14 protein-coding genes and 1 pseudogene are annotated in these 20,253 nt (G+C 70.4%); 4 read left to right on the top strand and 11 right to left on the bottom strand.

Going from position 1 to position 20,253, the window contains the following annotated elements; all coding sequences use genetic code 11:
- Positions 1-85: 85 nt before the first annotated feature.
- The 4 genes from ACWDR4_RS00800 to ACWDR4_RS00785 all read right to left on the bottom strand — a co-directional run bounded on the left by ACWDR4_RS00800 (position 86) and on the right by ACWDR4_RS00785 (position 2,829).
- Positions 86-244 carry a DUF6760 family protein gene (locus tag ACWDR4_RS00800; RefSeq protein ID WP_235479579.1) on the bottom strand — a complete coding sequence of 53 codons (159 nt, stop codon included), beginning with the start codon at positions 242-244 and terminating at the stop codon, positions 86-88.
- Entirely contained in the window at positions 241-726 is a 486-nt protein-coding gene (locus ACWDR4_RS00795; RefSeq protein WP_450402127.1) for a hypothetical protein, read from the bottom strand. Before ACWDR4_RS00795 ends, ACWDR4_RS00800 begins: the two co-directional genes overlap by 4 nt.
- Complete coding sequence (locus ACWDR4_RS00790) at positions 726-1,169, bottom strand: phage tail protein (RefSeq protein ID WP_450402125.1); 444 nt, start codon at positions 1,167-1,169, stop codon at positions 726-728. Before ACWDR4_RS00790 ends, ACWDR4_RS00795 begins: the two co-directional genes overlap by 1 nt.
- A 73-nt stretch (positions 1,170-1,242) precedes the next feature.
- Complete coding sequence (locus ACWDR4_RS00785) at positions 1,243-2,829, bottom strand: phage tail sheath subtilisin-like domain-containing protein (protein WP_450402124.1); 1,587 nt, start codon at positions 2,827-2,829, stop codon at positions 1,243-1,245.
- A 271-nt stretch (positions 2,830-3,100) separates the two neighbouring features.
- Between ACWDR4_RS00785 and ACWDR4_RS00780 the strand changes: the two genes are divergently transcribed.
- The gene (locus ACWDR4_RS00780; RefSeq protein WP_450402122.1) at positions 3,101-4,531 is read left to right on the top strand and encodes a hydrolase; all 1,431 of its coding nucleotides are present in this window, start codon (positions 3,101-3,103) and stop codon (positions 4,529-4,531) included.
- 87 nt (positions 4,532-4,618) lie between these two features.
- On the opposite strand, the gene ACWDR4_RS00775 is transcribed toward ACWDR4_RS00780, so the two are convergent.
- The 3 genes from ACWDR4_RS00775 to ACWDR4_RS00765 all read right to left on the bottom strand — a co-directional run bounded on the left by ACWDR4_RS00775 (position 4,619) and on the right by ACWDR4_RS00765 (position 8,615).
- Entirely contained in the window at positions 4,619-7,021 is a 2,403-nt protein-coding gene (locus ACWDR4_RS00775) for an AAA family ATPase (RefSeq protein ID WP_450402121.1), read from the bottom strand.
- Positions 7,018-7,716, bottom strand: coding sequence for a DUF4255 domain-containing protein (locus ACWDR4_RS00770; protein ID WP_450402517.1), 699 nt, complete (start codon positions 7,714-7,716; stop codon positions 7,018-7,020). Before ACWDR4_RS00770 ends, ACWDR4_RS00775 begins: the two co-directional genes overlap by 4 nt.
- 170 nt (positions 7,717-7,886) lie before the next feature.
- Positions 7,887-8,615: a helix-turn-helix transcriptional regulator gene (locus ACWDR4_RS00765; RefSeq protein WP_450402119.1), complete on the bottom strand. Its 729-nt coding sequence runs from the start codon at positions 8,613-8,615 to the stop codon at positions 7,887-7,889.
- Between the two features lie 302 nt (positions 8,616-8,917).
- Between ACWDR4_RS00765 and ACWDR4_RS00760 the strand changes: the two genes are divergently transcribed.
- The gene (locus tag ACWDR4_RS00760) at positions 8,918-11,896 is read left to right on the top strand and encodes an AAA family ATPase (RefSeq protein WP_450402117.1); all 2,979 of its coding nucleotides are present in this window, start codon (positions 8,918-8,920) and stop codon (positions 11,894-11,896) included.
- A gap of 24 nt (positions 11,897-11,920) precedes the next feature.
- On the opposite strand, the gene ACWDR4_RS00755 is transcribed toward ACWDR4_RS00760, so the two are convergent.
- Positions 11,921-12,610 (bottom strand): TetR/AcrR family transcriptional regulator, encoded by a 690-nt coding sequence (locus tag ACWDR4_RS00755; RefSeq protein WP_450402115.1) that lies wholly within the window; start codon positions 12,608-12,610, stop codon positions 11,921-11,923.
- Between the two features lie 183 nt (positions 12,611-12,793).
- Between ACWDR4_RS00755 and ACWDR4_RS00750 the strand changes: the two genes are divergently transcribed.
- Complete coding sequence (locus tag ACWDR4_RS00750; RefSeq protein ID WP_450402112.1) at positions 12,794-14,347, top strand: MFS transporter; 1,554 nt, start codon at positions 12,794-12,796, stop codon at positions 14,345-14,347.
- 74 nt (positions 14,348-14,421) lie between these two features.
- Here ACWDR4_RS00750 and ACWDR4_RS00745 read toward each other — a convergent pair whose 3' ends face one another.
- Together ACWDR4_RS00745 and ACWDR4_RS00740 are read right to left on the bottom strand one after the other, a co-directional pair.
- Positions 14,422-15,432, bottom strand: a complete 1,011-nt coding sequence (locus ACWDR4_RS00745) for a DUF6183 family protein (RefSeq protein WP_450402109.1) — start codon at positions 15,430-15,432, stop codon at positions 14,422-14,424.
- A 364-nt stretch (positions 15,433-15,796) separates the two neighbouring features.
- Positions 15,797-16,138 (bottom strand): DUF5713 family protein, encoded by a 342-nt coding sequence (locus ACWDR4_RS00740; protein ID WP_450402108.1) that lies wholly within the window; start codon positions 16,136-16,138, stop codon positions 15,797-15,799.
- Positions 16,139-16,384: 246 nt separating this feature from the next.
- Between ACWDR4_RS00740 and ACWDR4_RS00735 the strand changes: the two genes are divergently transcribed.
- Entirely contained in the window at positions 16,385-18,277 is a 1,893-nt protein-coding gene (locus ACWDR4_RS00735; protein WP_450402106.1) for a DNA/RNA helicase domain-containing protein, read from the top strand.
- Between the two features lie 119 nt (positions 18,278-18,396).
- Here ACWDR4_RS00735 and ACWDR4_RS00730 read toward each other — a convergent pair.
- Positions 18,397-20,090 (bottom strand): annotated as a pseudogene (locus ACWDR4_RS00730) (SWIM zinc finger family protein).
- Between the last annotated feature and the right edge of the window lie 163 nt (positions 20,091-20,253).

Raw genomic sequence — 20,253 nt, 5'->3', positions numbered from 1 at the left:
GAGGGAACTTGCTGCCGTCCGGGACGCTGCGGCTTCCTCGGCCCCCCGACGACGTGCCCTCAACCGCCCGACGATGCCCACGCCCTCACCCCTCGCCCGCGGCGCGCGTGACAAGGGCCGCGATCTGGTCCGTGTAACGGCGCCGGTCGCGGTGTTCGAGGTCGAGGATCTCGTCCATGCTCCAGTGGAAGTGGTAGGCGACGTACGCGATCTCCTCGTACAGCCGGTCGGTCGCGTACGTCACGATTCCCCCAGGCGGCTCCCGCCGAGTTCGACCTCGAAGGGCTGCTCGCAGTGCGGGCAGGTCACCCCGGCGCGGGTGTGTCCCTCGGCGTTGATCTGCCGGTAGAAGTCCTGGAGGAAGGCGAGGTCGGAGGCGAACATGTTCTCCACCACGCCGTCGTGGACGAGCGGCAGCGAGCCGAGCCGGGTGACGACCCGGCCGAGCAGGACCACCGACAGATACGCCGGGTTCTCCTGAACGCGCATGTCCCGCAGGGGGATCAGCTCGTCCCGGGCCGTGGCCAGCCGCATCACACCGTCGCGGTGCACCGTGCCGGCCTCGTCGACGTAGCCGCGCGGCAGCTCGAACTCGAACTCGGTGCGCAGCCGTTGGGGAGTGGCGGCGGCGACCTGTTCGGTCGCCGGTGCCGCCTCCGCCCCGAGGGAGGCCGGACCGGGGTCGGCCATCGCGACCCCGGCCTGCCTGGGTGACGTACGGCGCATTACTCGATGACCAGTTCTTCGAACGTGATCGTGACCGTCTCCTGCAGCGCGGACGCCTCGCCGGCCTTCACCGTGCTGGTGTCGATCTTGCTGCACCAGGCGTTGCGCATGTTGTAACGCTTGACCGGGTTGTTCTGGTAGTCCATCACCATGATCGTGGCGTTCTTGCGGGCGGTGCTCATCTGCCCGGCGACCGACTCGGTGATCCACTGGTTGAAGGCGGCGGACTGGGTCATACCGCGCACGACCGTGCAGGTGCCCGCCTTCTTCACGCCCGGCAGCTTCTTGGTGACGGGCTTGCCCTGGGCGGAGACCTGCTGGTACTCGATGACGTCCTGCTCGATGCTGAGGCCGCTGACCTCGGCGAGGTACTCGACCATCACGCCGTCGATCTGCAGGCCGAAATTGTGTGAGGTGAGGGCGTCACCCGGCTGGAGACTCATCTGGCTCTCTTAACTCTCTTAATTCTCTGTGTGTCTGGGGGACTTGACGATCACGTGCGAAGCCAGAGCGGGCCTACTCCTCCAACTCCCCGCTGCCGCCCGAGAACTGGGCCAGCCGGAAGATCACGAACTCGGCGGGCTTGACCGGCGCGATGCCGATCTCGCAGACGACACGGCCGAGGTCGACCGACTCCGGCGGGTTGGTCTCGTCGTCGCACTTGACGTAGTACGCCTCCTCCGGCCGCTGGCCGAAGAGCGCGCCGCTGCGCCACTCGTTGACGAGGAACGCGGAGACGTTGCGCCGGATCCGGGCCCACAGCTGGTGGTCGTTCGGCTCGAAGACCACCCACTGGGTGCCGATCAGGATCGACTCCTCCAGGTAGTTGAAGTAGCGGCGCACGTTGAGGTAGCGCCACGCCGGGTCGGAGGACATCGTGCGGGCACCCCAGACGCGGATACCCCGGCCCGGGAAGGCGCGGATGCAGTTGACGCCGATCGGGTTGAGGAGGTCCTGCTCACCCCGGGTGATCTGGATCTCCAGGTCCACCGCGCCGCGTACGACCTCGTTGGCGGGCGCCTTGTGCACCCCGCGCTCGGAGTCGTTGCGGGCCCAGATGCCGGCGATGTGACCGCTCGGCGGGATCATGCGGGACTGGCCGGTGGCCGGGTCGAAGGCCTTGATCCAGGGGTAGTACAGGGCCGCGTACTTGGAGTCGTAGCCGGCCGTCTCCTGGCGCCAGACCCGGACCTGACGGGCGTTCAGACCGGGCGGCGGGTCGATGACGGCGACGCGGTCGCCCATCAGCTCGCAGTGGGCGATCAGACCGAGCTGTACGGCCTTCACCGCCTCCAGGTCGATCGCGCCGCGCTGGTAGGCCGCCATCAGGTCGGGCACCGCGACCATCGAGATCTCGTCGACCGCCTCCAGGCCACCGAAGCCGGTGCGGTCGGCGGAGTCGCCGAGGTACTCGGCGGGGCCCGCGTGCGCGCCCTCGTCCTCCGCCGTCGCCGGGACGACCGGGGCGGGCGCGGCCGGGGCGGCGAGCGCCACGGTCTGGTTGTCGGGGCGGGCGAGCTGCGCGGCGGGCGCCGACTCCTGCACGGTGATGAGCTTGGAGCGCTCCTTCACCTGCGTGACGACGTAGTTGCGGCCGCCCTTCTTGGCGGTCACGTCGAAGGTCTCGACGGGCTTGTCGCCGTCCTTGACGATCAGCTTGAACCGCTCGGCGGGGCCCTCGCCCTCCGGGTCGGCGACCTCGACGCTCAGCGAGCCGCCCGCGATCGCGGTCACGCTGAAGGTGCCGAGCTGCTTCGGCTCACCGGCCGGCAGCGCGGCCCGATCGGCCGCGCCCGCAAGGGACTTGGCGGGCACGGAACCGCCCGCAGCGCCACCGGGCGCACCCCCGACGCGGACGACGTACGCGGCCGAGCCACCGTTGTTGAAGAAGCCGTAGACGCTGTGGGCGAGGTAGTAGCCGTCGGTGAAGTCCCCGAAGGCAGCGACGTACTGCGTCCAGTTGGTCACCAGCGTCGGCTCGTTCAGCGGGCCGGTCGGCGCGAGTCCGACAAAGGCGGCGACCGAAGTGCCCACTCCCTCGATCGGACGCGAGCCGCTGGCCACCTCCTCGACGTATACGCCGGGCGACAGGTAGGACGGCATGCTCTGATCTCCTCGGGGTACGAGACAGGACGTCTCCCACCTTCACGCGCGCAAAGGGCCCGGCGGAACGGCCTGCGGTACCTGATGCGGGGCAACTTCTGTGCCCACAAGGGCAATCCACGCGGCCTGCGACCCCCGGACGCCGTCTGTCCTGCCCGTACGTCTGCCCCTGCGGCTCTCCCGGCAACCCTCCCGCACGGGTAAGGCTGGGGGGCCGACCGGTCCGGATCGCGGCCGAGTTCACCTACACAACCGGGAAGTGAACAACCCAGTGAGCCTTTGGACTTCCCTGGAGCCCGCCTCCGCGACCGTCGACCCCGGCGGCAGCACGACCGTCCGGCTTCGCCTGCGCAACACCGGTGACGTCGTCGACGAGTACCGCTTCGAAGCGGTCGGCCCCATCGCCCCCTGGACGACGGTGGAACCGCAGACGCTCCGCCTCTACCCGGGTACGACGGGCTCGGTGGACCTGACCTTCGCCCCGCCCCGCACCCCGGACGCGACGGCGGGCCCGAACCCGTACGCCATCCGCATCACGCCGACCGAGCACCCGGAGGCGACGACCGTCCCCGAGGGCAATCTGACGATCACCCCCTTCAGCGAGGTACGGGCCGAACTCGTCCCACCGACCGTGAAGGGCCGCTTCCGGGGCCGCCCGAAGCTGGCGGTCGACAACCTCGGCAACACCAAACTCACCGCCTCCATCAGCGGCAGCGACAACGGCGACAACCTGTCGTACGACATCCACCCGGGCAGCGTCCAAGTCGAGCCGGGGCGAGCGGTGTTCGTCGACGCACGCCTCAAGCCCCGCCAGATCATCTGGTTCGGCAGCAAGGAGGACCGGCCGTACACACTGGCCGTGCAACGCTCCGGCGCCGTGCCGATCGACGTCGACGGGACGTACGTACAACGCGGATTCCTGCCCCGCTGGTTGGCGACCTTCCTCGGGGTCTTCCTCGCGCTCGCCATCACCTTCGTGATGCTCTGGATCTCCTACAGGCCCCAAGTCACCACCAGGGCGACGGAGTTGACGGAGGCCGGCGTCGTGAGCACCCTTCCGCCGCCCAGCCCCACGGCCTTGGCCACGGCGCCGCCCGTCGCGCCCAGTGAGGAGCCCGTCCAGGAACCCGTCGTGAGCGCACCCCCGCAGGCGGCGGAGACCCCGGCCGCCGGGGGCGGAAGCGGGGACGGGAGTGACGGCGGCGGTGGCGCGCCGGAGAAGGAGACCAAGGCGCCCGAGGTGACCGCCGCCACGGCGGTGACGCAGCTGGCCGCGCGCAGTGCGGGCCGGCACATCTGCTACCGCGCCTATGTCGCCGACCAGGGCTGGCAGGAGCCGGTGTGCGACGGTGCCGAGGCCGGCACCACGGGCAAGGAGCTGCCGATCAAGGCCCTCAACATCGCCGTGTCCGGCACCAAGGGAACCCGGGGCAGCGGTGCCTTCCAGTACAAGAACTGGAAGGGCACGAAGTGGACGGGCGCGGCGGACGGGATCGACAACTACCTCGGCAGTACCAAGGAGTCGGACGAACCCCTGCAGGGCCTCACGATCCAGGTCCTCGACGGCTCCGTCTGCGGCAACCCCCATGTAGAGGACGGCGGTTGGCTGGGTCTGGTCTGCACCGACCCCGGCAAGTGGAAGTACATCGGGAGCAACATCGAGCAGCACAAGCAGCTGGAGGCGGTCCGCTTCACCGTGTGAGCCGAACTCTCGGGTGAGGCACGTCGGGGGTCGGGGGTCGGGGAGTCATGATCCGGTGGCCTTCCCTGTCCCTGGAGTGCTGTCCGGCTACCAGGAACCCTCGCCCGGCACCAGCCGCCCGGCCTTGCGGTACTCCCGTTCGGCGCCCTCCACCAGGTCCGCCGTCGTGACCGGTCCACCGCGTCCGGCGGCGGAGTAGGCGGCCGTGACGACCGCGCTGCGGATCGAGCCGCCGGCCAGTTCGAAGGCGCCGGCGACCCGCGCCGCGTCGGTGCCGGGGGCGCACGGCACCCGGGCGAGGCTGTGCCGCCACAGGGCGAGGCGCTGGCCGGGGTCCGGGAACGGGAAGTCGACCACCAGGTCGAGGCGGCGGGTGAACGCCTCGTCGATGTTGGCGCGCAGGTTGGTGGTGAGCAGCGCGATCCCGTCGAAGGACTCCAGCCGCTGGAGCAGATACGCGCTCTCCATGTTGGCGTACTTGTCGTGCGCGTCCTTGACCTCGGAACGCTTCCCGAAGACGGCGTCGGCCTCGTCGAAGAGGAGCACGGCGTCGGTACGGTCGGCCTCGGTGAAGATCCGTTCGAGGTTCTTCTCGGTCTCCCCGACGTACTTGTCGACGATGGAAGACAGCTGAACTACATACAGATCCAGGCCCAGTTCGGCGGCGACGACCTCGGCGGACAGCGTCTTCCCGGTGCCGGACTCCCCCGCGAACAGCCCGAGCACGCCCCGGCCCCGGCCACCGCCCGCGCTGAGCCGCCAGTCACCGAGGACCTGGTCGCGATGGCGGGCGCGCAGGGCGAGTTCGTGCAGCTGGGCGAGCGGTTTGCCGGGGAGGACGAGATCCGCCCAGCCGACATCGGGCCGGATGCGCCGGGCATGCCGCTCAAGCCCGGACGCCGACTGCTGCCGCGCGGCCAGCCGCAGATGGGCGGCGGTGACCGGGGTCCCGTCGAACCCGGCGAGGCGCTGAGCTGCGCGGGCGGCCCGGGTGATGTGGTCGACGCCGAGGCGGTAGGGGGCGACTGTGGCCGCCAGGTCGAAGCCCAGGTTCGGTGGTTCGTCTCGGGCCGGGTGGGCGAGGCTCGGGTCGTCGGGGCTAGGGGCGGCGAGGCTCGGGTCGGCATGGCCTGGGCCAGCGGGGCTCGGGGCGTCAGGGTCCGGGCCAGCGGGGTCCAGGCCGGCGAGGTTCGGGCCAGCGGGGTCCGGGTCGTCGAGGTTCGGGTCCTCGGGGTTCGGGGCGGCGGGGTTCGGAGCGTCAGGGCCCGAGCCAGCGAGGTTCGGGTGCTCGGGGTCCAGGCCAGCAAGGCTCGGACCGTCAGGGTCCAGACCGGCGAGGCTCGGGGCGTCAGGGTCCAGGCCAGCGAAGCTCGGGTCCTTGGGGTCCAGGGCAGCGAGGCTCGGGTCCTCAGGGCCCAGACCGGCGAAGCTCGGGCCGTCGGGGTCCGAGCGCCGGCGCAGCGCGTCCCCCCAGGTGTTCACCTGGCCGGCGCGCTGCCTGGGTGACTCCAGGACCAGGGGGTCGTCCTCGGACCACTGGGGGTCGTACGGGCGGGAGCCGGTGAGCAGTACGGGTACGTCCGACACGTCCGGGCCGGTCAACGCCCTTACGAGGGTGGCGGGTTGGTCCGACAGGGGGGACACGACGACGACCCGCCCGCTGAGCCGGGCCTCGCGGAGGAGGTCGGGGAGCCGCTCGTCGGGGCCGGAGAAGTGCAGCGCGCCGAGTCCGGCGGTGCGCAGGGCCGCCGCGACGCAGGCCAGGCCGTCGCCCTCGCGGTGCTCACGCAGATAGACGGTGGGCGGCGGGGCGGTGGACGCCTTGCCTGTCAGCAGTGCCGCCAGTTTGTCGGTGAACTCGGTCGCGTACGAGGGGTACGAGGCGTTCGGTGCGAGGGGGCGTACGTGACCGGCGAGGGCCGCGTCCAGGGTGTCGTCGCCGAGGAGGTGGGCGGCGACCCGGTCGGGGACGCGCAACGAGCGGCTGGGGAAGGGGCGCTCGGGTTCCTCGACGACCAGGAGGCCGAGCGCGGTCAGGGGCGCCGAGGGGTGGAAGCGGGCCCTGGCGGCCGGTTCGTGCACGGGGAGTCCGCACAGATCGAGGGCGAGCCCGGTGGTGGCCCGGCGACGGCCGACGTCGTCGTTGAGATAGCCGTACAGGGGCTCGAAGGAGCGGTCGAGGTCGGGGGCGAGGGCGGCGAGGAGGATGTGGACGTCCAGGGCGACGAGGCCGAGGCGGGCGGCCAGCCGTGCAAGTGGGTCGTCGCCGTCGATCGTCGCCAGACTGTTCCCGGGTGCCTGGGGGACGGGCCGTCGGAGCAGATGCCGTATCGCCTCCTCGGACAGATACAGCCCCCGCAGCGGATCACCGGCCGTCGGATCGTCGGCGCTGCGGCGCTCGACCAACTGGGCTGTCTGGGAGCGGAGTTGGAAGAGGCGGGTGAGCAGCCCGGAGGAGGTGGGTGCGAGAGTGGGGACGCCGACCGTCACGGAGTACGCGTCCCCGTTCGCCCCGCCTGACCTGCATGCCCTGCTTGCCCCGTCTGCCCCGTCCGGCCCTTCTCCAAGTGCCGTGGCTGATGGGCGCGTTCGGGTGAGTCCTCCAGGGAGCCGTCGATCGCGCGGACGCGGACGGCGGCGCCCTCGGTGACCGGGGGTCCGGCGTCGTACTCGGGGAAGCCCGGGAAGGGGGCCGTGACCACGAGGTCGAGGGACGGCTTGAGTTCGCCGCCGAGGGCGGACCAGATCTCGGCCAGGGACCGGGACTCCGTATGGGTTCCGGACACGCTGAGCGGCACGGACAGACCCAAGTCACCGAGAGCGCCGGGGAGTTCCTCGGGGGACAACAGCTCGCGGGGCAGCAGGTTGGTCAACACGGCCGACAGCAGCCGGTGTTCGTCCTGGGGCTGCCTGGTCCAGGCGGTGACGAGGTACGACAACCGGAACCAGCGGGGCGGCTGGCGGCGCCGTACGATCACGTCGCGTTCGTCGCGGACGGAGACGGTGCCGCGCTGGCGGCGGGCGACGTCCTCGCGGATGTCGTACAAGTAGGCGTTGATCGCCGGGCCGTTGCGGCGGGCGGCCCAGTCGCGGGTCGGGGCGTCGAGGAAGACGTCGATGCCGGATCCGGCCAGGGCGCCACCGCCGAGCAGCCCCTTGAGGACCTCGTCCACCTCGTGGATCACTGTCGCGCTCCCGCCGCCCTGCCCGTCGTACCCCCGTGTGCCGTGCCCCTGTGTGCCGCACATGTCTCATGGCCATAGTGCCGTCCGGGGTGCCCGTCCGCGCAGGCACGCAAGGGACGGACGATGGGCACGAGTTGGTGTCCGCGCGCCGCGTTCGATTGCCCGTTCGGTCAGATGTAGCCTTCGCGCAGGGCATAGGCCACGGCATGCGCCCGGTTGCGCAGGTGCAGCCGGGTGGTGAGTCCATGCATCACGTTCTTGACCGTGCGCTCGGAGTAGGACAGCTTGCTGGCGATCTCCCCGGTGTCGAGTCCCTCGGCGACGAGGCGCAGGACATCGACCTCGCGCGGCGCGAGGCCCGAGGTGGGGGCACCGGGCTGGCCGGCCGCCGAGCGATGCAGTGTGCCCACCTGGCTGATGAGCCGGCCGAGCAGATCGGAGGGCAGGTCGCCGTCGCCCCGGGCGGCGGCGAGCACGGCCTGTGCCAGCCGGTGTCCGGTGGCCTCGTGGCGCCAGACGATGGCTCCGACGCCGCACTCGATGACGTCCAGGAGTTCGTTCTCGCGCAGCATGCCCACCACGAGAACGGCTTTGGCGCCCTCGCTGCGGACGAGCCGGCGCAGCCGCGACAGCGTGGCCTCGTCGAGGCTCTCGCTGACCAGCAGGGCAACGATGCCGGGTCCGGTGTCGGTCTCCTCGCGGAGGTCGACGACCGGGTGCTGCCGCAGCTGGCTGACCGCGCCGGCGCGGGAGATCGGGTCGGACGCGTGCACGGCGACGGGTACGCGGCGCCCGGGTTCGGCGGGTGCGGTACCGGCGGTCCTCGTACCGGGTCCCGTACCGGCGGCCCTTGTACCGGCCCCGGTGCCGGGGCCCGTGGTGCGGAGTGTGGTGCGCAAGAACTGCCCCCAGGGTCAGGTGCCGCCACCTGTGAGCGGTCGGTGGCAGACGTGCACAGCCAACACTTCTGTTGCTCATGGGGCGCGCACAATCGTGGACCACCACGAGACACACCACGAGATCGGCCGGCGGTTCAACCTTTTCGGCCTGTCCGGCCCTCTAGACCAAGAGAACTCGGAGAACCCGGAGAACCCGGAGAACCCAGAAGACCAAGAGAACCAAGAGAACCAAGAGAAGCGAGCGAACCAAGAGACCGGCCGGTTCCCACCCGCGACAGGACTACCCACGACAGGAGGCAGGCATGCAGCCCCCATCCTCACCGCTCTCATCGCTCTCACCGCTCTCCTCGCTGTATGAGCGCCGGGAGGCCCTGGCACTGGTGGCCGACGAGGCCGCACGCGCCCGCGCGGGATCGGGCCGCCTGGTCCTGCTGCGCGGCGCCACCGGCACCGGCCGCACCGCACTCCTGGAGGCCGCCACCGACGACGCGGAGGCGCACGGCATGCGCGTCCTGCGCGTCCGCTGCTCCCCACAGGGCAGCACGACGGGCGCCCATCTCCCTGTCGTAGAACAACTCCTCTCCCCCATACAGGAGTTGTGCGAGCCGGCGGCCACCGCGGCGGACGAGCCGCAACCGGCCGCCGCCCGGCTCTGGCGGTTGCTGCGCGCGTACGCGGCCGAGGGCCCGGTGCTGGTCGCCGTGGACGACGTACACCTCGCGGACGAGAACTCGCGGTGCTGGCTGATCGAGGCGGCGCGCAGGGTCGACCGATTACCAGTACTGCTGCTGGTGACGGAACGCAGCCAGTACGACGTGGCCCCGCCGTCCGCCGGCCTGGTCCACACCCTCTCCCCCGCCCTCGTACGCACCCACACCCTCGCCCCGCTGAGTCTGGACGCGGCGACGGACCTGGTGCGTTCGGCCGTGGGCGACGTGCCGAAGAAGTGGGTGGCGGACTACGTACGGGCGAGCGCGGGCAACCCGCTGCTCCTGCGTGCCCTCCTGGAGGACGTGAGCGCCGCCGCTGCGCCGGCCGCGCTCCCGGAGACGTGCGCGGCGCTGTATCCGGGTGCGTACCCGGCGGCGGTGTCCTGGTGGCTGGAGTGCGCCGGGGCGGCGACGGCCGAGGCGGCGCGGGTGCTCGCCGCGCTGGACGAGCTGGACGGGCTGCCGGAGGGTGTCGACGTCGACCTGTTCACCGAGACCGTGGAGACCCTCGGAGCCGACCCGGCCCGGGTACGGGGCTGGCTGACCGCCATGCCCCGGCTCGGCATGCTGCGCCGCGGCGACGACGGCGGCCTGCCCCGCTATGCCCACCCGCTGCTGCGGGACGCGGTGCTCGCCGGCTGGTGCGCCGCCGACCGGCAGGCGGCGCACGGGGCGGCGGCCGAGGCGATGCTGCGGCGCGGTATCCCGACGGCGACGGTGGCCAGGCTGCTGCTGCGCTCGGGCACGATGGGCGAGGTGTGGGCGACGGACGCCCTGCTGGACGCGGCGGGCGGCGCCGTCCGCGACGACCGTACCGAGGACGCGGTGGTGTTGATGCGCCGGGCGCTGGACGAGCCGATGTCGGACGGCCGCCGGGCCGAGGTGCTGACCGAACTGGGCTCACTGGAGTTCGCCTCGGTACGTTCCTCGGCGGGCATCCCACGCCTGACCGAGGCGATGCGCCTGCCGGGCCTGCCGCAGTACCGCGTCCAGGCGGCGGTGGCCCTGGGCACGGCGCTGGCCAGACGCGGCGAGACACGCGCGGCGGTGACGCTGCTCCGCAACCTGGACGGCCAGCTGACGAACCACCCGGACCTGCTCCGCACGGTCCAGACGGCCTCGGCACTCCTGAGCGACCACGACCAGACGATCCGCAAGGAGATGTACCGCTGGCTGCGCGACACCGCCGAACACTCCCCGGAGGCACTGGGCCCCGCAGGCCGCGCCCTCCTCGTACGGTACGAGGCGACAGCGGGCCTTACGTCGGCGGACGACGCCATGAAGCAGGTACGCGCCCTGCTGGCGGAACCGGCCGACCCCCTGGCGGAGCCGTTCCTCCTGGGCACGGCGGCAGCGGTGGCCCAATGGGCCGACGAACTGGACGAAGCCGAACGCCTGACCGACCGAGGCCTGACCGGCCAACGCCCGACCCTGCTCCATCCGATGCACGAGGCGCTGCTGAACGTCCGGGCGGACATAGCCGCCGCCCGCGGGGACTACGCGCAACTGCTGAGCGAGCCGGAGTCGTGGCGGAGGGACGGCGCGGGGACGAGTGATGTCTCGAGGCCGGGGTCGGGGTCGGGGTTCAGGTTCGGCCTGGAGTGGGCAACGGGGGCAGAGGAGGCCCCGTGGAGTGAAGGGAGTAAGGGGAGCGAGGGAGGCACTGGGAGCGAAAGGGACAATGAGGAGAGGGCCGAGCCCGGAGCCGCCGGCCCCGGCGCCGCCCCCGGAACAGGGCCGACGAACGTGGAGGCACACGTCCTACTGGCACTCGTCGAGACGGGCCGCCTCGCCGAGGCCCGGCAGCTGGCCGACGCGTTCGACCTTCGCGAGTCGCACGACTCCTGGGAGCTGAACCGTTTCCTGTACGCCCGGGGCGTGGTGCGCGCCACCTCCGGTGATCCGGCCGGCGCGCTGGGGGACTTCCTGGAGTGCGGACGCCGCCAGTCGGCACGCGACGTACTGAGCCCGGTGGTCACACCGTGGCGGGCAGCCGCCGCACAGTGCAGGCTGGCGCTGGGCCGCCCCCGGGAGGCCCTGGCACTGGCGGAGGAGGAACTGCACCTGGCCCGGGTGTGGAACACCCCACGCCTGGTGGGCCGTTCACTGCGGGTACTCGGCACGGCAACAGGCGGACGCCACGGCCTGGACCTGACGGACGAGGCGGTACGAGTCCTGCGCGAGGTCTCCGTCGAAACGGAACTGATCCCGACCCTGATCGCCCGGGGCCGCCAGCTCATCGCCGCCGGCGAACGCACCCGAGCCCGCAAGTCCCTCCGCGAGGCCGCCGAACGAGCCGAACGCCTGGGCGCCGTACGCCTACGCTCGGCCGCCGACGAGGCCCTCCGCGAGGGCGGCGCCCGCCGCACCACTACGACACTGACGGCGAGCGAGCGCCGGATAGGAGAACTGGCGGCAGACGGCCGCACGAACACGGAGATAGCGGAGCTGCTGCATGTGGCACGACGGACGGTGGAGACACATCTGACCAGCGCTTACCGGAAGTTGGGGATCCGGAGGAGGGCGGAGCTCACGGTGGCACTGGGTCGCGCCCCCGGCGCCCGTAGCTGACGTCAGTGGCTGCCGTAGCTGACGTCAGCGGTTGTCGGCGCCTGCAGCGAGCAGCCCGTTGATCACCAGGGTCGCCAGCGATTCGGCGGTGGCGGCGAGCTGTTCCGGTGTGGCGGGGTGGGGCCGGCCCAGCCGTCGGGCCAGCGGAAGGTCGATCATCCCGGAGATGGGCGGGAAGACCGCGAAGAACAGGACGTCCATCGGGATGGGCGCCATCCGCCCGGCGGCCACCAGTCTGTCGATGCTGGGCACCAGGGTCTGCAGGGTGGGCCCGATGTAGTGGTCGTACAGATAGTCGAGGCGCTCGGTGTCCCGGGACAGCTCGTCGACGAAGACCCGACCGAGCTGCGGGGTGTCGACCGAGGTCAGATAGAACCCGGTGACGATACGACGAAGCCGCTCGGCATCGTCGGGTGCCTGGCCCGGGGGCTCCTCCAGCGGCAGCTGGGCCAGCTGCGCGCCCAGCGCGAAGTCGACCACCGCGCGCCAGAAGGCCGCCTTGGACCCGTACCGGTCGTTGATGAAGTTGTGACTGACACCCAGCCGCCGGGCCAGCTCACGGGCGGAGGCCCGGTCGTACCCGAGCTCGGCGAAGGCTTCGAGGCCCCGCTTGAGGATGCTCGCCTCGTCGGGGAGGGCACGGGTGTCGGCGCTGGGCCGCCCGGGCCGCCGAGCAGATGCGGACTGGGACTGGGATTCGGCTGCTGTTCCCACGTGATGGCCTCCCTGACTGATTGAACGCACGATCACCTTACTTGACGGGTGTCAGATTAAGGGTAATCTGACAAGTGTCAGACGGGCTGGATCCGACGCATCCGTCCACGCCCCAACCGGAAGCCTGACCTGCCCTCCCCCGTTTCCCTGTCTCCCCCGCCTCCCTTCATCTGGAGCCTCGCCATGCCCAAAACCACCGCCACCACCGCCGCTGCCGCTGCCGCTGCCGCTGCCGCTGCCGCTGCCGACAAGCTAGACGGGGCCACCGTGTCTCCTCTCCCTCCTCCGGAGGGGCCTCCCCGCCACCGCTGGTGGATCCTCGCCGTCATCGGCGTGGCCCAGCTGATGGTGGTCCTGGACTCGACAATCGTGAACATCGCCCTCCCCTCGGCCCAGCAGGACCTGGGCTTCTCGGACGGCGACCGCCAGTGGATCGTCACCGCGTACGCCCTGGCCTTCGGCAGCCTGCTCCTGCTGGGTGGCCGGATGGCGGACCTCTTCGGCCGCAAGATGACGTTCCTGGTGGGCCTGGTCGGCTTCGCGGGAGCCTCGGCGATCGGAGGGGCGGCGGGCAGCTTCGAAATGCTGGTGGGCGCACGAGCCGTACAGGGGTTGTTCGGCGCACTACTGGCCCCGGCGGCCCTCTCCCTCCTCACGACGACGTTCACCGACGCGAAGGAACGCGCCAAGGCCTTCGGCGTGTACGGCGCGATCGCCGGCGCGGGCGGCGCCATCGGCCTGCTCCTGGGCGGCGTACTGACCGAACACCTGGACTGGCGCTGGACCCTGTACGTCAACATCGCCTTCGCGGCGGTGGCGTTCATCGGCGGGGTGGTGCTGCTCCAGCGCAGCACTCGCGACAAGACGGCGAAGGTCGACGTCCCGGGCGCGATCCTGGTCTCGGCGGGCCTGTTCTGCCTGGTCTACGGCTTCTCGAACGCGGAGACACACGACTGGAGTTCCGCGGCGACTTGGGGCTTCCTGGTGGCAGGCGCGGCGCTGCTGGCGGCGTTCACCTGGTGGCAGACCCGCTCCCCGCACCCGCTCCTCCCCCTCCGCGTCCTGCTCGACCGCAACCGCGGAGCGTCGTTCATCTCGGTCCTGCTGCTGGGCGCGGGCATGTTCGGCGTCTTCCTCTTCCTGACGTACTACCTCCAGCAGACGTTGGGCTACACCCCCATCGAAACGGGCCTGGCCTTCCTCCCGATGATCGCCGCGCTGATGCTCGCCTCGACGGTCGCGACGACGGTGCTGGTCCCCCGCATCGGCCCGAAGCCGATAGTCCCGCTGGGCATGGGCCTGGCGGCGGCCGGCATGGTCTGGCTGACGGGCCTGAGCCTGACCAGCGGCTACGCCGGCGACATCATGCCGCCGCTGGTGGTGGCAGGGCTGGGCCTGGGCCTGGTGATGGCTCCGGCGATGGCTCTGGCCACGGAGGGGGTTCGGGCGGAGGACGCGGGGGTTGCTTCGGCGGCTGTCAACACGATGCAGCAGGTCGGGGGTTCGCTGGGGACGGCGCTGCTGAACACGCTGTCCACGAGCGCGGTCGCGAACTACCTGGAGGGGAGGAACCCGAAGGACCCGGCGGTGCTCGCGCAGGCGGGCCTGGAGGGGTACTCGACGGCTTATTGGTGGTCGGCGGCGTTCTTTGGGGTGGGGCTGGTGGTTAGTGCTGTGCTTTATCGGCGGGGGGTGCCGGCTGCGGATGCGGGTGGGGCGCAGGTGGTGCACATGTGAGGCATGGGAGGCCTGAGTGGTTTGGGGGTGCCTGGCGTTCCGAGGACGCCAGGCACCCCGATGCCGTTCTAGACCTAGACCTGGTCGTCGGCGTCGGTATCGGCGTCCGTCGCCGCCAGCACCGTGACCCGGGTACCACTGCGATCGAGTACGGCGAAGGCCACGTCCGCCGCGTCATGGTGGAACCAGTCCGTGAACGCCATGAACCGCAGCCATCGGCAGTCGGCGGCGTGCCGCACCGCATCCGGGAACGGGGTGTCGTCGGGCAGCCCCATCAACGCGTACAGACTGTTCCAGGCATGCAGTCGGGCGTACGCGGCACCCTGCCCCTGGCCGTTCACCCCACCGTTGTGTGCTGCCGCGAACAGTTCGTTGATCACGTCGTCGGCTGTGGTGTGGCAGGTGAGCGCACCGCCCCGGCGTGTGCCCTCACCTGCCAGGCACTCCAGGGACAGCTCCTTGATGAACGCGATGTTGAAGTCGTCCGGTTCAAGCGTTCCCTGCAGCGTGAAGAAACGCGCCTCGGGCTCGCGGGACCAGCCACTGACGGTGAAGGGCTCGGCGACCGTCGCCGCGCGCCCGGCGTCGGGACTCTCGACGGCCGTACGCCCGGCTGCCGTGCCGCTGCCGGTGGGGGCAATCTCCGGGAACCGGGACCGTAGCTGGTCCGGGGTTTTCACGGACCCAAGGCCCCGGACACGAACCCCGAACCGATGCTCGACGTCCAGGCGAGTCCTCGGCGGCCGGGCCAGCGGGTGCCCCAGCTCGCGCAGCCGCTCCGCGTATGCGTCCAGGGCGGGCCGGCCCCGCCCCGCGCCGATCATGGCGAGTTCGCCGAGAACGCAGGCCCGCACCTCCACCGCGGGGTCGTCGAGACGCACCGGCAGCTCGCCGAACAGGGCTTCCAGGTCCCGCAGTTGTTGGGTCTTGACCAACTTCTCGGCCACCGATCGCCTCACCCGGTCGCCTTCCGCCCGCTGCGCGGGTCGGAGCGATAGCAGCCCCGCGATGTCCACGGCGAACCTCGCGCAGTCCCGGGAGCGTGTCTCGGCGAGGGCATCGGCGATCCGTCCGACGGCCCGCACCGCGGAGGGCCCCTCAGACCTGTCGGACCCTGCACCGAACGCCGTGCGGCCCAACTTCTCCGCCGCTTCATACAGTTCCTCCGGGCGGGACTCGGCCAGCTGTCTATCCGGTATGAAGGAGGAGGAATTCAGCGACATCCGAACCTCTCCAGGGCAACCTGTCCAACCAACGGTCGCGACACATCGACGACGAACACCGCCTTCTCTACCCAACCTCCTCACATCCAGGACTCATTCTCCGACACCAACTCCGCCGGTTGATATCCATAGGGGCATCAAGCTCGCCGTCCGAGACGAGGCGACCGTGCCGATCGCAGCCCGAAATCAATGGCTCTGGACCGGCAGGTGGCCCTTCGGTCCTCTCTCACCAATCCCGAGTGGCAATCAGCTCCTCTACATCCGCGTCCGTGAACCCGTAGGCCGACGCGACAAACCAGAAGTCCTCAGCTATCACTTCGCGCGCGACCGTCTCGATCTCACTCCCAGCTGCATCGAACTCGGCCTCCAGCAGGTTGAACTCCTCCGTCGCGGCCTGTGTGAGCACATACAGGGCCGCCAGGTCCGACGGCTGTTCAGCCTCAATCCGCTCGCACAGCCGAAGCAGAATCGCTCTGCCCTTGTCGACGATGTGATCGGGGAAGTACGAGTCCTCGTACATCTGCCGCAGAAACGCGTGCCCCGCTACCTGCTGAGTTGTGATCGGCATAGCGCTTTTCCATCCCGTAGAAGAACCGACGCGCCGATCATGCACGACACCACTGACAACGACGGTACTCATTCTCCAAGGCGACCTCCGTCCGCTCCGCCCCTCGTTGTGATCCGCACCCTGACCTAAGATGACGAGAACCATCTCAGCGGCCCGACGGGCTTCCTGATCCGCCCGGCGCGGCGGACATCGGAGGACATGCCCCCACCCGCACGAGTCTTCTTCGTGCTGCCTGGGGGCATTTTCTTGCTGTTCCGTGAGTCTGCGGCGTCCGTGGCCGCCCGCCTCCTCGAAGGGTCGCTGGCGCTGCATCTGACCGAGAACTTCCGTCACCAGCACGGCCGGAGGCCCGCAGCAGCGGAAATACGGTCCTGGGAACGAAGCCTTCCGGCGCTCGTCAACGCACTCATCGAGGCCGGGCTCGACGACGTCGAAGTCCTCATCGAGTACAGCCTCCCCCTCACCAGCAAGCGCGCGGACGCCGTACTCGCCGGTGTGCATCCGACCACGGGCGAGCCGTCGTACGTCGTCGTCGAACTCAAGCAGTGGAGCGCGGCCTACCCGGAGGAGGACGAGCCTCTGCTGTGCCGGATCGACGCGTACCCACAGCCCGTTCTCAACCCGATCGAGCAGGTCCGGGGCTACTGCGAGTACCTGCTGTCGTTCAACGGCGCGCTGGAGCGGATGCCCAGGGCACTGGCCGGTGTGGCGTACTTGCACAACGCCACCGAGTTCGGGGTCGCCGGTCTGCGGGCCGTCACCGAGGACCTGCACGGCCGGATGTACACGGGCGAACAGCGCGGCGCCTTCCTGAACTTCCTGCGCTCGCGGCTCGCCGCGAAGCCCGGAGCGGAAGCAGCGGACGTACTGCGCGACGCCAAGATCCGGCCCTCCAAGCAGCTGATGTCGGTCGCGGCGGCCGAGATCCGCGACCGCGAGCAGTTCGTGCTCATCGCCGAGCAGCGGGTCGCCTACGAGCAGGTGATGTCCGCCGTACGCAAGGCCAAGCGGTCGAACCACAAGCAGGTGGTCGTGGTGACCGGCGGTCCCGGCTCCGGCAAGAGCGTGATCGCGATGTCGCTGCTGGGCGAGCTGTACCGACGCGGGGTGCCCGCACTGCACGCGACAGGGTCGCAGTCGTTCACGAAGACGATGCGCAGGGTCGCGGGGGCGAAGAAGCGCGAAGTCCAGCAGCTGTTCAAGTACTTCAACAGCTTCATGGACGCGGAGCCGAACGACCTCGACGTGCTGATCTGCGACGAGGCCCACCGCCTCCGGAAGACCTCCGCCAACCGCTACACCAAGGCGGAACTCCGCACCGGCCGCCCCCAGGTGGCGGAACTGATCGACGCGGCCCGAGTGCCCGTGTTCCTCCTCGACCAGCACCAGGTGGTGCGGCCCGGCGAGATGGGGACCAAGGACGAGATCAGGCGGGCCGCCGCCGAACAGGGCCTCGACTGCACGGTGGTGGAGCTGGACAGCCAGTTCCGGTGCGGCGGCAGTGACGCGTACGAGAAGTGGGTCGTCGACCTCCTCGGCCTGGAAGGCGGCACTCCCGGCCAGTGGGAGCCGGACGGCAAGTTCGAGCTGCTGACCGCCGAAAGCCCCCAGGAGCTGGAGGACTTCCTCATCGCACGCCGCGAGGAGGACTACGGCGCCCGAATGTCCGCCGGTTACTGCTGGAAGTGGACCACCAAGGTCACCCCTGACATGGCCACCCTGCCCACCGACGTCGTCATCGGCGAGTGGGCCCGCCCCTGGAACGTGTACGGCGACCGGTCCCTACTCGGGGCGCCGCCCGCGCCCCTGTGGGCCACCGACCCGGCCGGCTTCGGCCAGGTCGGCTGCGTCTACACCGCGCAGGGCTTCGAGTACGACTGGTCGGGCGTGATCATCGGGCCCGATCTGGTGTGGCGAACGGACCGCTGGGTCGTGGACCGGTCCGCGTCGAAGGACCCGTCCTTCACGAAGGCGACATCGGAGGCGGACATCAGCCGACTCATCCGCAACACCTACAAGGTGCTGCTGACCCGGGGCATGATCGGCACGATCGTGTACTCGACGGACCCGGAGACTCGGGAGAAGCTGCGGTCGCTTACTCAGCCGGTGTCTGGAGTGGGGGCGCCCGCGCTCGTGTAGTGCCGTGTATACGGAAGGCTCGACCACGGCGTTGCGGTCCGTGAACAAGAGGCCGTGCACATGTGCGTGCACGGCGGTATGGGGCGAGCGATGTGTGAGCGGTCGTGGCGCTGTCCCACTCACAGCCCGTGCTCCTCCATGAGGCCCAACAAGTTCCGCTTGCGTCTCTGTACGGTCCGCAGGGCGGCGACGTACACGGCGAACTCACCGGGTGTGCCCAGCCGTCGGTGACAGTCTCAGATGCTCAGCAGCAGGCTGACAAGCTGCGCGTAGACGCCGTTGCCGGTCTGCTTGGTGAGCGGCTCGGCCAGGCGCAGGTAGACGCCGAGCGCGTCGGCGGGACGGGTCGCGCTTGCCTGGTCGGCGAGGGCGAGCCGCTGCCGGTCGTGGGTAGTGGCACCGTCTTCGGCGGCGGCCTGCCAGGCTGCCTCGACATCCTTGTCGTCGAGCAGGGCGTCGACCAGGACAGGGCCGCCGTACCAGCCCCCTTGCCGCCGCCCCGCGTCGGCGCGCAGCAGGGCCAGTGCTCCCTCGCGTTCTGCAGGCCAACAGTCGGCAGCCCGCGCCGCGGCGCGCAACTGCTGGTACGCGAGCAGGGTGCGACGGGCGCCGAAGTGATCCCGGCGCAGGACGACGGCGTCGGAAAGCCGGGCCGCCTGCTCGTATCGCTCGTGGAGATAGTCGACGAGGGCTGTGTCGACGGTGTCGAGGTCCCGGGCTTCCCGGACTCCGCGTTCCGCGTTCCGCGTTCCGCCCAGTGCAGGGCCTCGTCGGGGCGTCCGGCGGTGTCCAGCTCGCGGGCGATGACCAGGTGCGTGTGGCCGTTCGCGGCAAGGTCGGCCGCGTGCACGGCGATCACCGCGTCGACGTCGCCTCCCGCCTTGGCCAGGCGCTCCATGAGGTGCTTCTCGGCCCAACCTGTGCGCCTGCGCCGCCACGCCTCGGTCGCCAGCTCTCGCAGGACGGTCATCCCACGTTCGCCGAGGACATCCTCGTAGTCGAGCGGATCGATGTCAGTGATGCCGTCGAAGTCGCCGAGCACGTGGCCGACCAGCCAGCGGGCGAGCTCATCCGGATCGAGGTGTGCCGCACGGCACGCGTCGAGATGGGCGTCGGCGAGGGCGGCGCCGACCTGCCCGAGCCCTCCATCGGAGTCGTCCACGCTCTCCAACGCCTCGGCCAGCATCCGCATCGCCTCCCGCGCCAGAGTGATCGCGTCGGGGGCCCGGCCCGAGCCCGTGAGCGCCCTGATGGCGGACACCGCATGCCCGGCCTGGTCGGCGTAGGCTCGGGCATCCGCGTACTCGACGTACCCGTACTGCGCGAACGGACCGATGTCTAGCAGCTCACGGATGCGCGCCCGGACCGCGGCGAGGTCCCCGCGGGCACTCGCGGCCCGCAGCTCCAGGCGGCGCCGCAACTGACGGTCCTCGCCGAGCTGTTCCCGTACCAAGGCAAGCAACTCGCCTTGGGACAGGGCTGACAGCCAGGCGTCGAGTTCCTGCGCTCGATTCCCGGCTGCCCTGCGCTGTCGCGGCAGGCTCTCCTTCTGGGCAAGCGCGGTCAGGCCGAGGGCGACCAGATGCTTGCAGAAGTTGCCCTCCAGCCCGTATGGGCAATCGCACTCACCGGTCAGCCCTCCGGGCCCGTCCAGGATCAGCTCAACCTCGTACCGGTCCGTGCCGTGGACGGTCGCGGTGATCCAGCCGTCGCCGACCTCGACCCCGGACACCGCGTCGAGGTATCCGAGCCCGCGCTCGTAGGAACGGGCGCCGGCCAGCGTCTTGAGGTTCGCCTCAGTAAGGCTGCCCATGGCTCTTTCCACCCTTCCTGGCGTAGTTCTGGCGACCGTCAGCTTATGACTGCTGCTCAGTTCAGTCCGCCGGTGCATCGGAAAGCCATTCTCAAGAGCACACGGTCCTGCATATGTCGACGAGCAGCACCTTGTAGGTGTTGCGTACGCGATGCACGAACTT

It is taken from the genome of Streptomyces sp. NPDC000878, assembly GCF_053599695.1.
This window is presented reverse-complemented; position numbering and strand designations above follow the sequence as displayed.

Coding starts and splice junctions, on each gene's coding strand:
- ACWDR4_RS00795 (WP_450402127.1), bottom strand. CDS start 726: ATGCGCCGTACGTCACCCAGGCAGGCCGGGGTCGCGATGGCCGACCCC.
- ACWDR4_RS00790 (WP_450402125.1), bottom strand. CDS start 1,169: ATGAGTCTCCAGCCGGGTGACGCCCTCACCTCACACAATTTCGGCCTG.
- ACWDR4_RS00785 (WP_450402124.1), bottom strand. CDS start 2,829: ATGCCGTCCTACCTGTCGCCCGGCGTATACGTCGAGGAGGTGGCCAGC.
- ACWDR4_RS00760 (WP_450402117.1), top strand. CDS start 8,918: ATGCAGCCCCCATCCTCACCGCTCTCATCGCTCTCACCGCTCTCCTCG.
- ACWDR4_RS00750 (WP_450402112.1), top strand. CDS start 12,794: ATGCCCAAAACCACCGCCACCACCGCCGCTGCCGCTGCCGCTGCCGCT.
- ACWDR4_RS00740 (WP_450402108.1), bottom strand. CDS start 16,138: ATGCCGATCACAACTCAGCAGGTAGCGGGGCACGCGTTTCTGCGGCAG.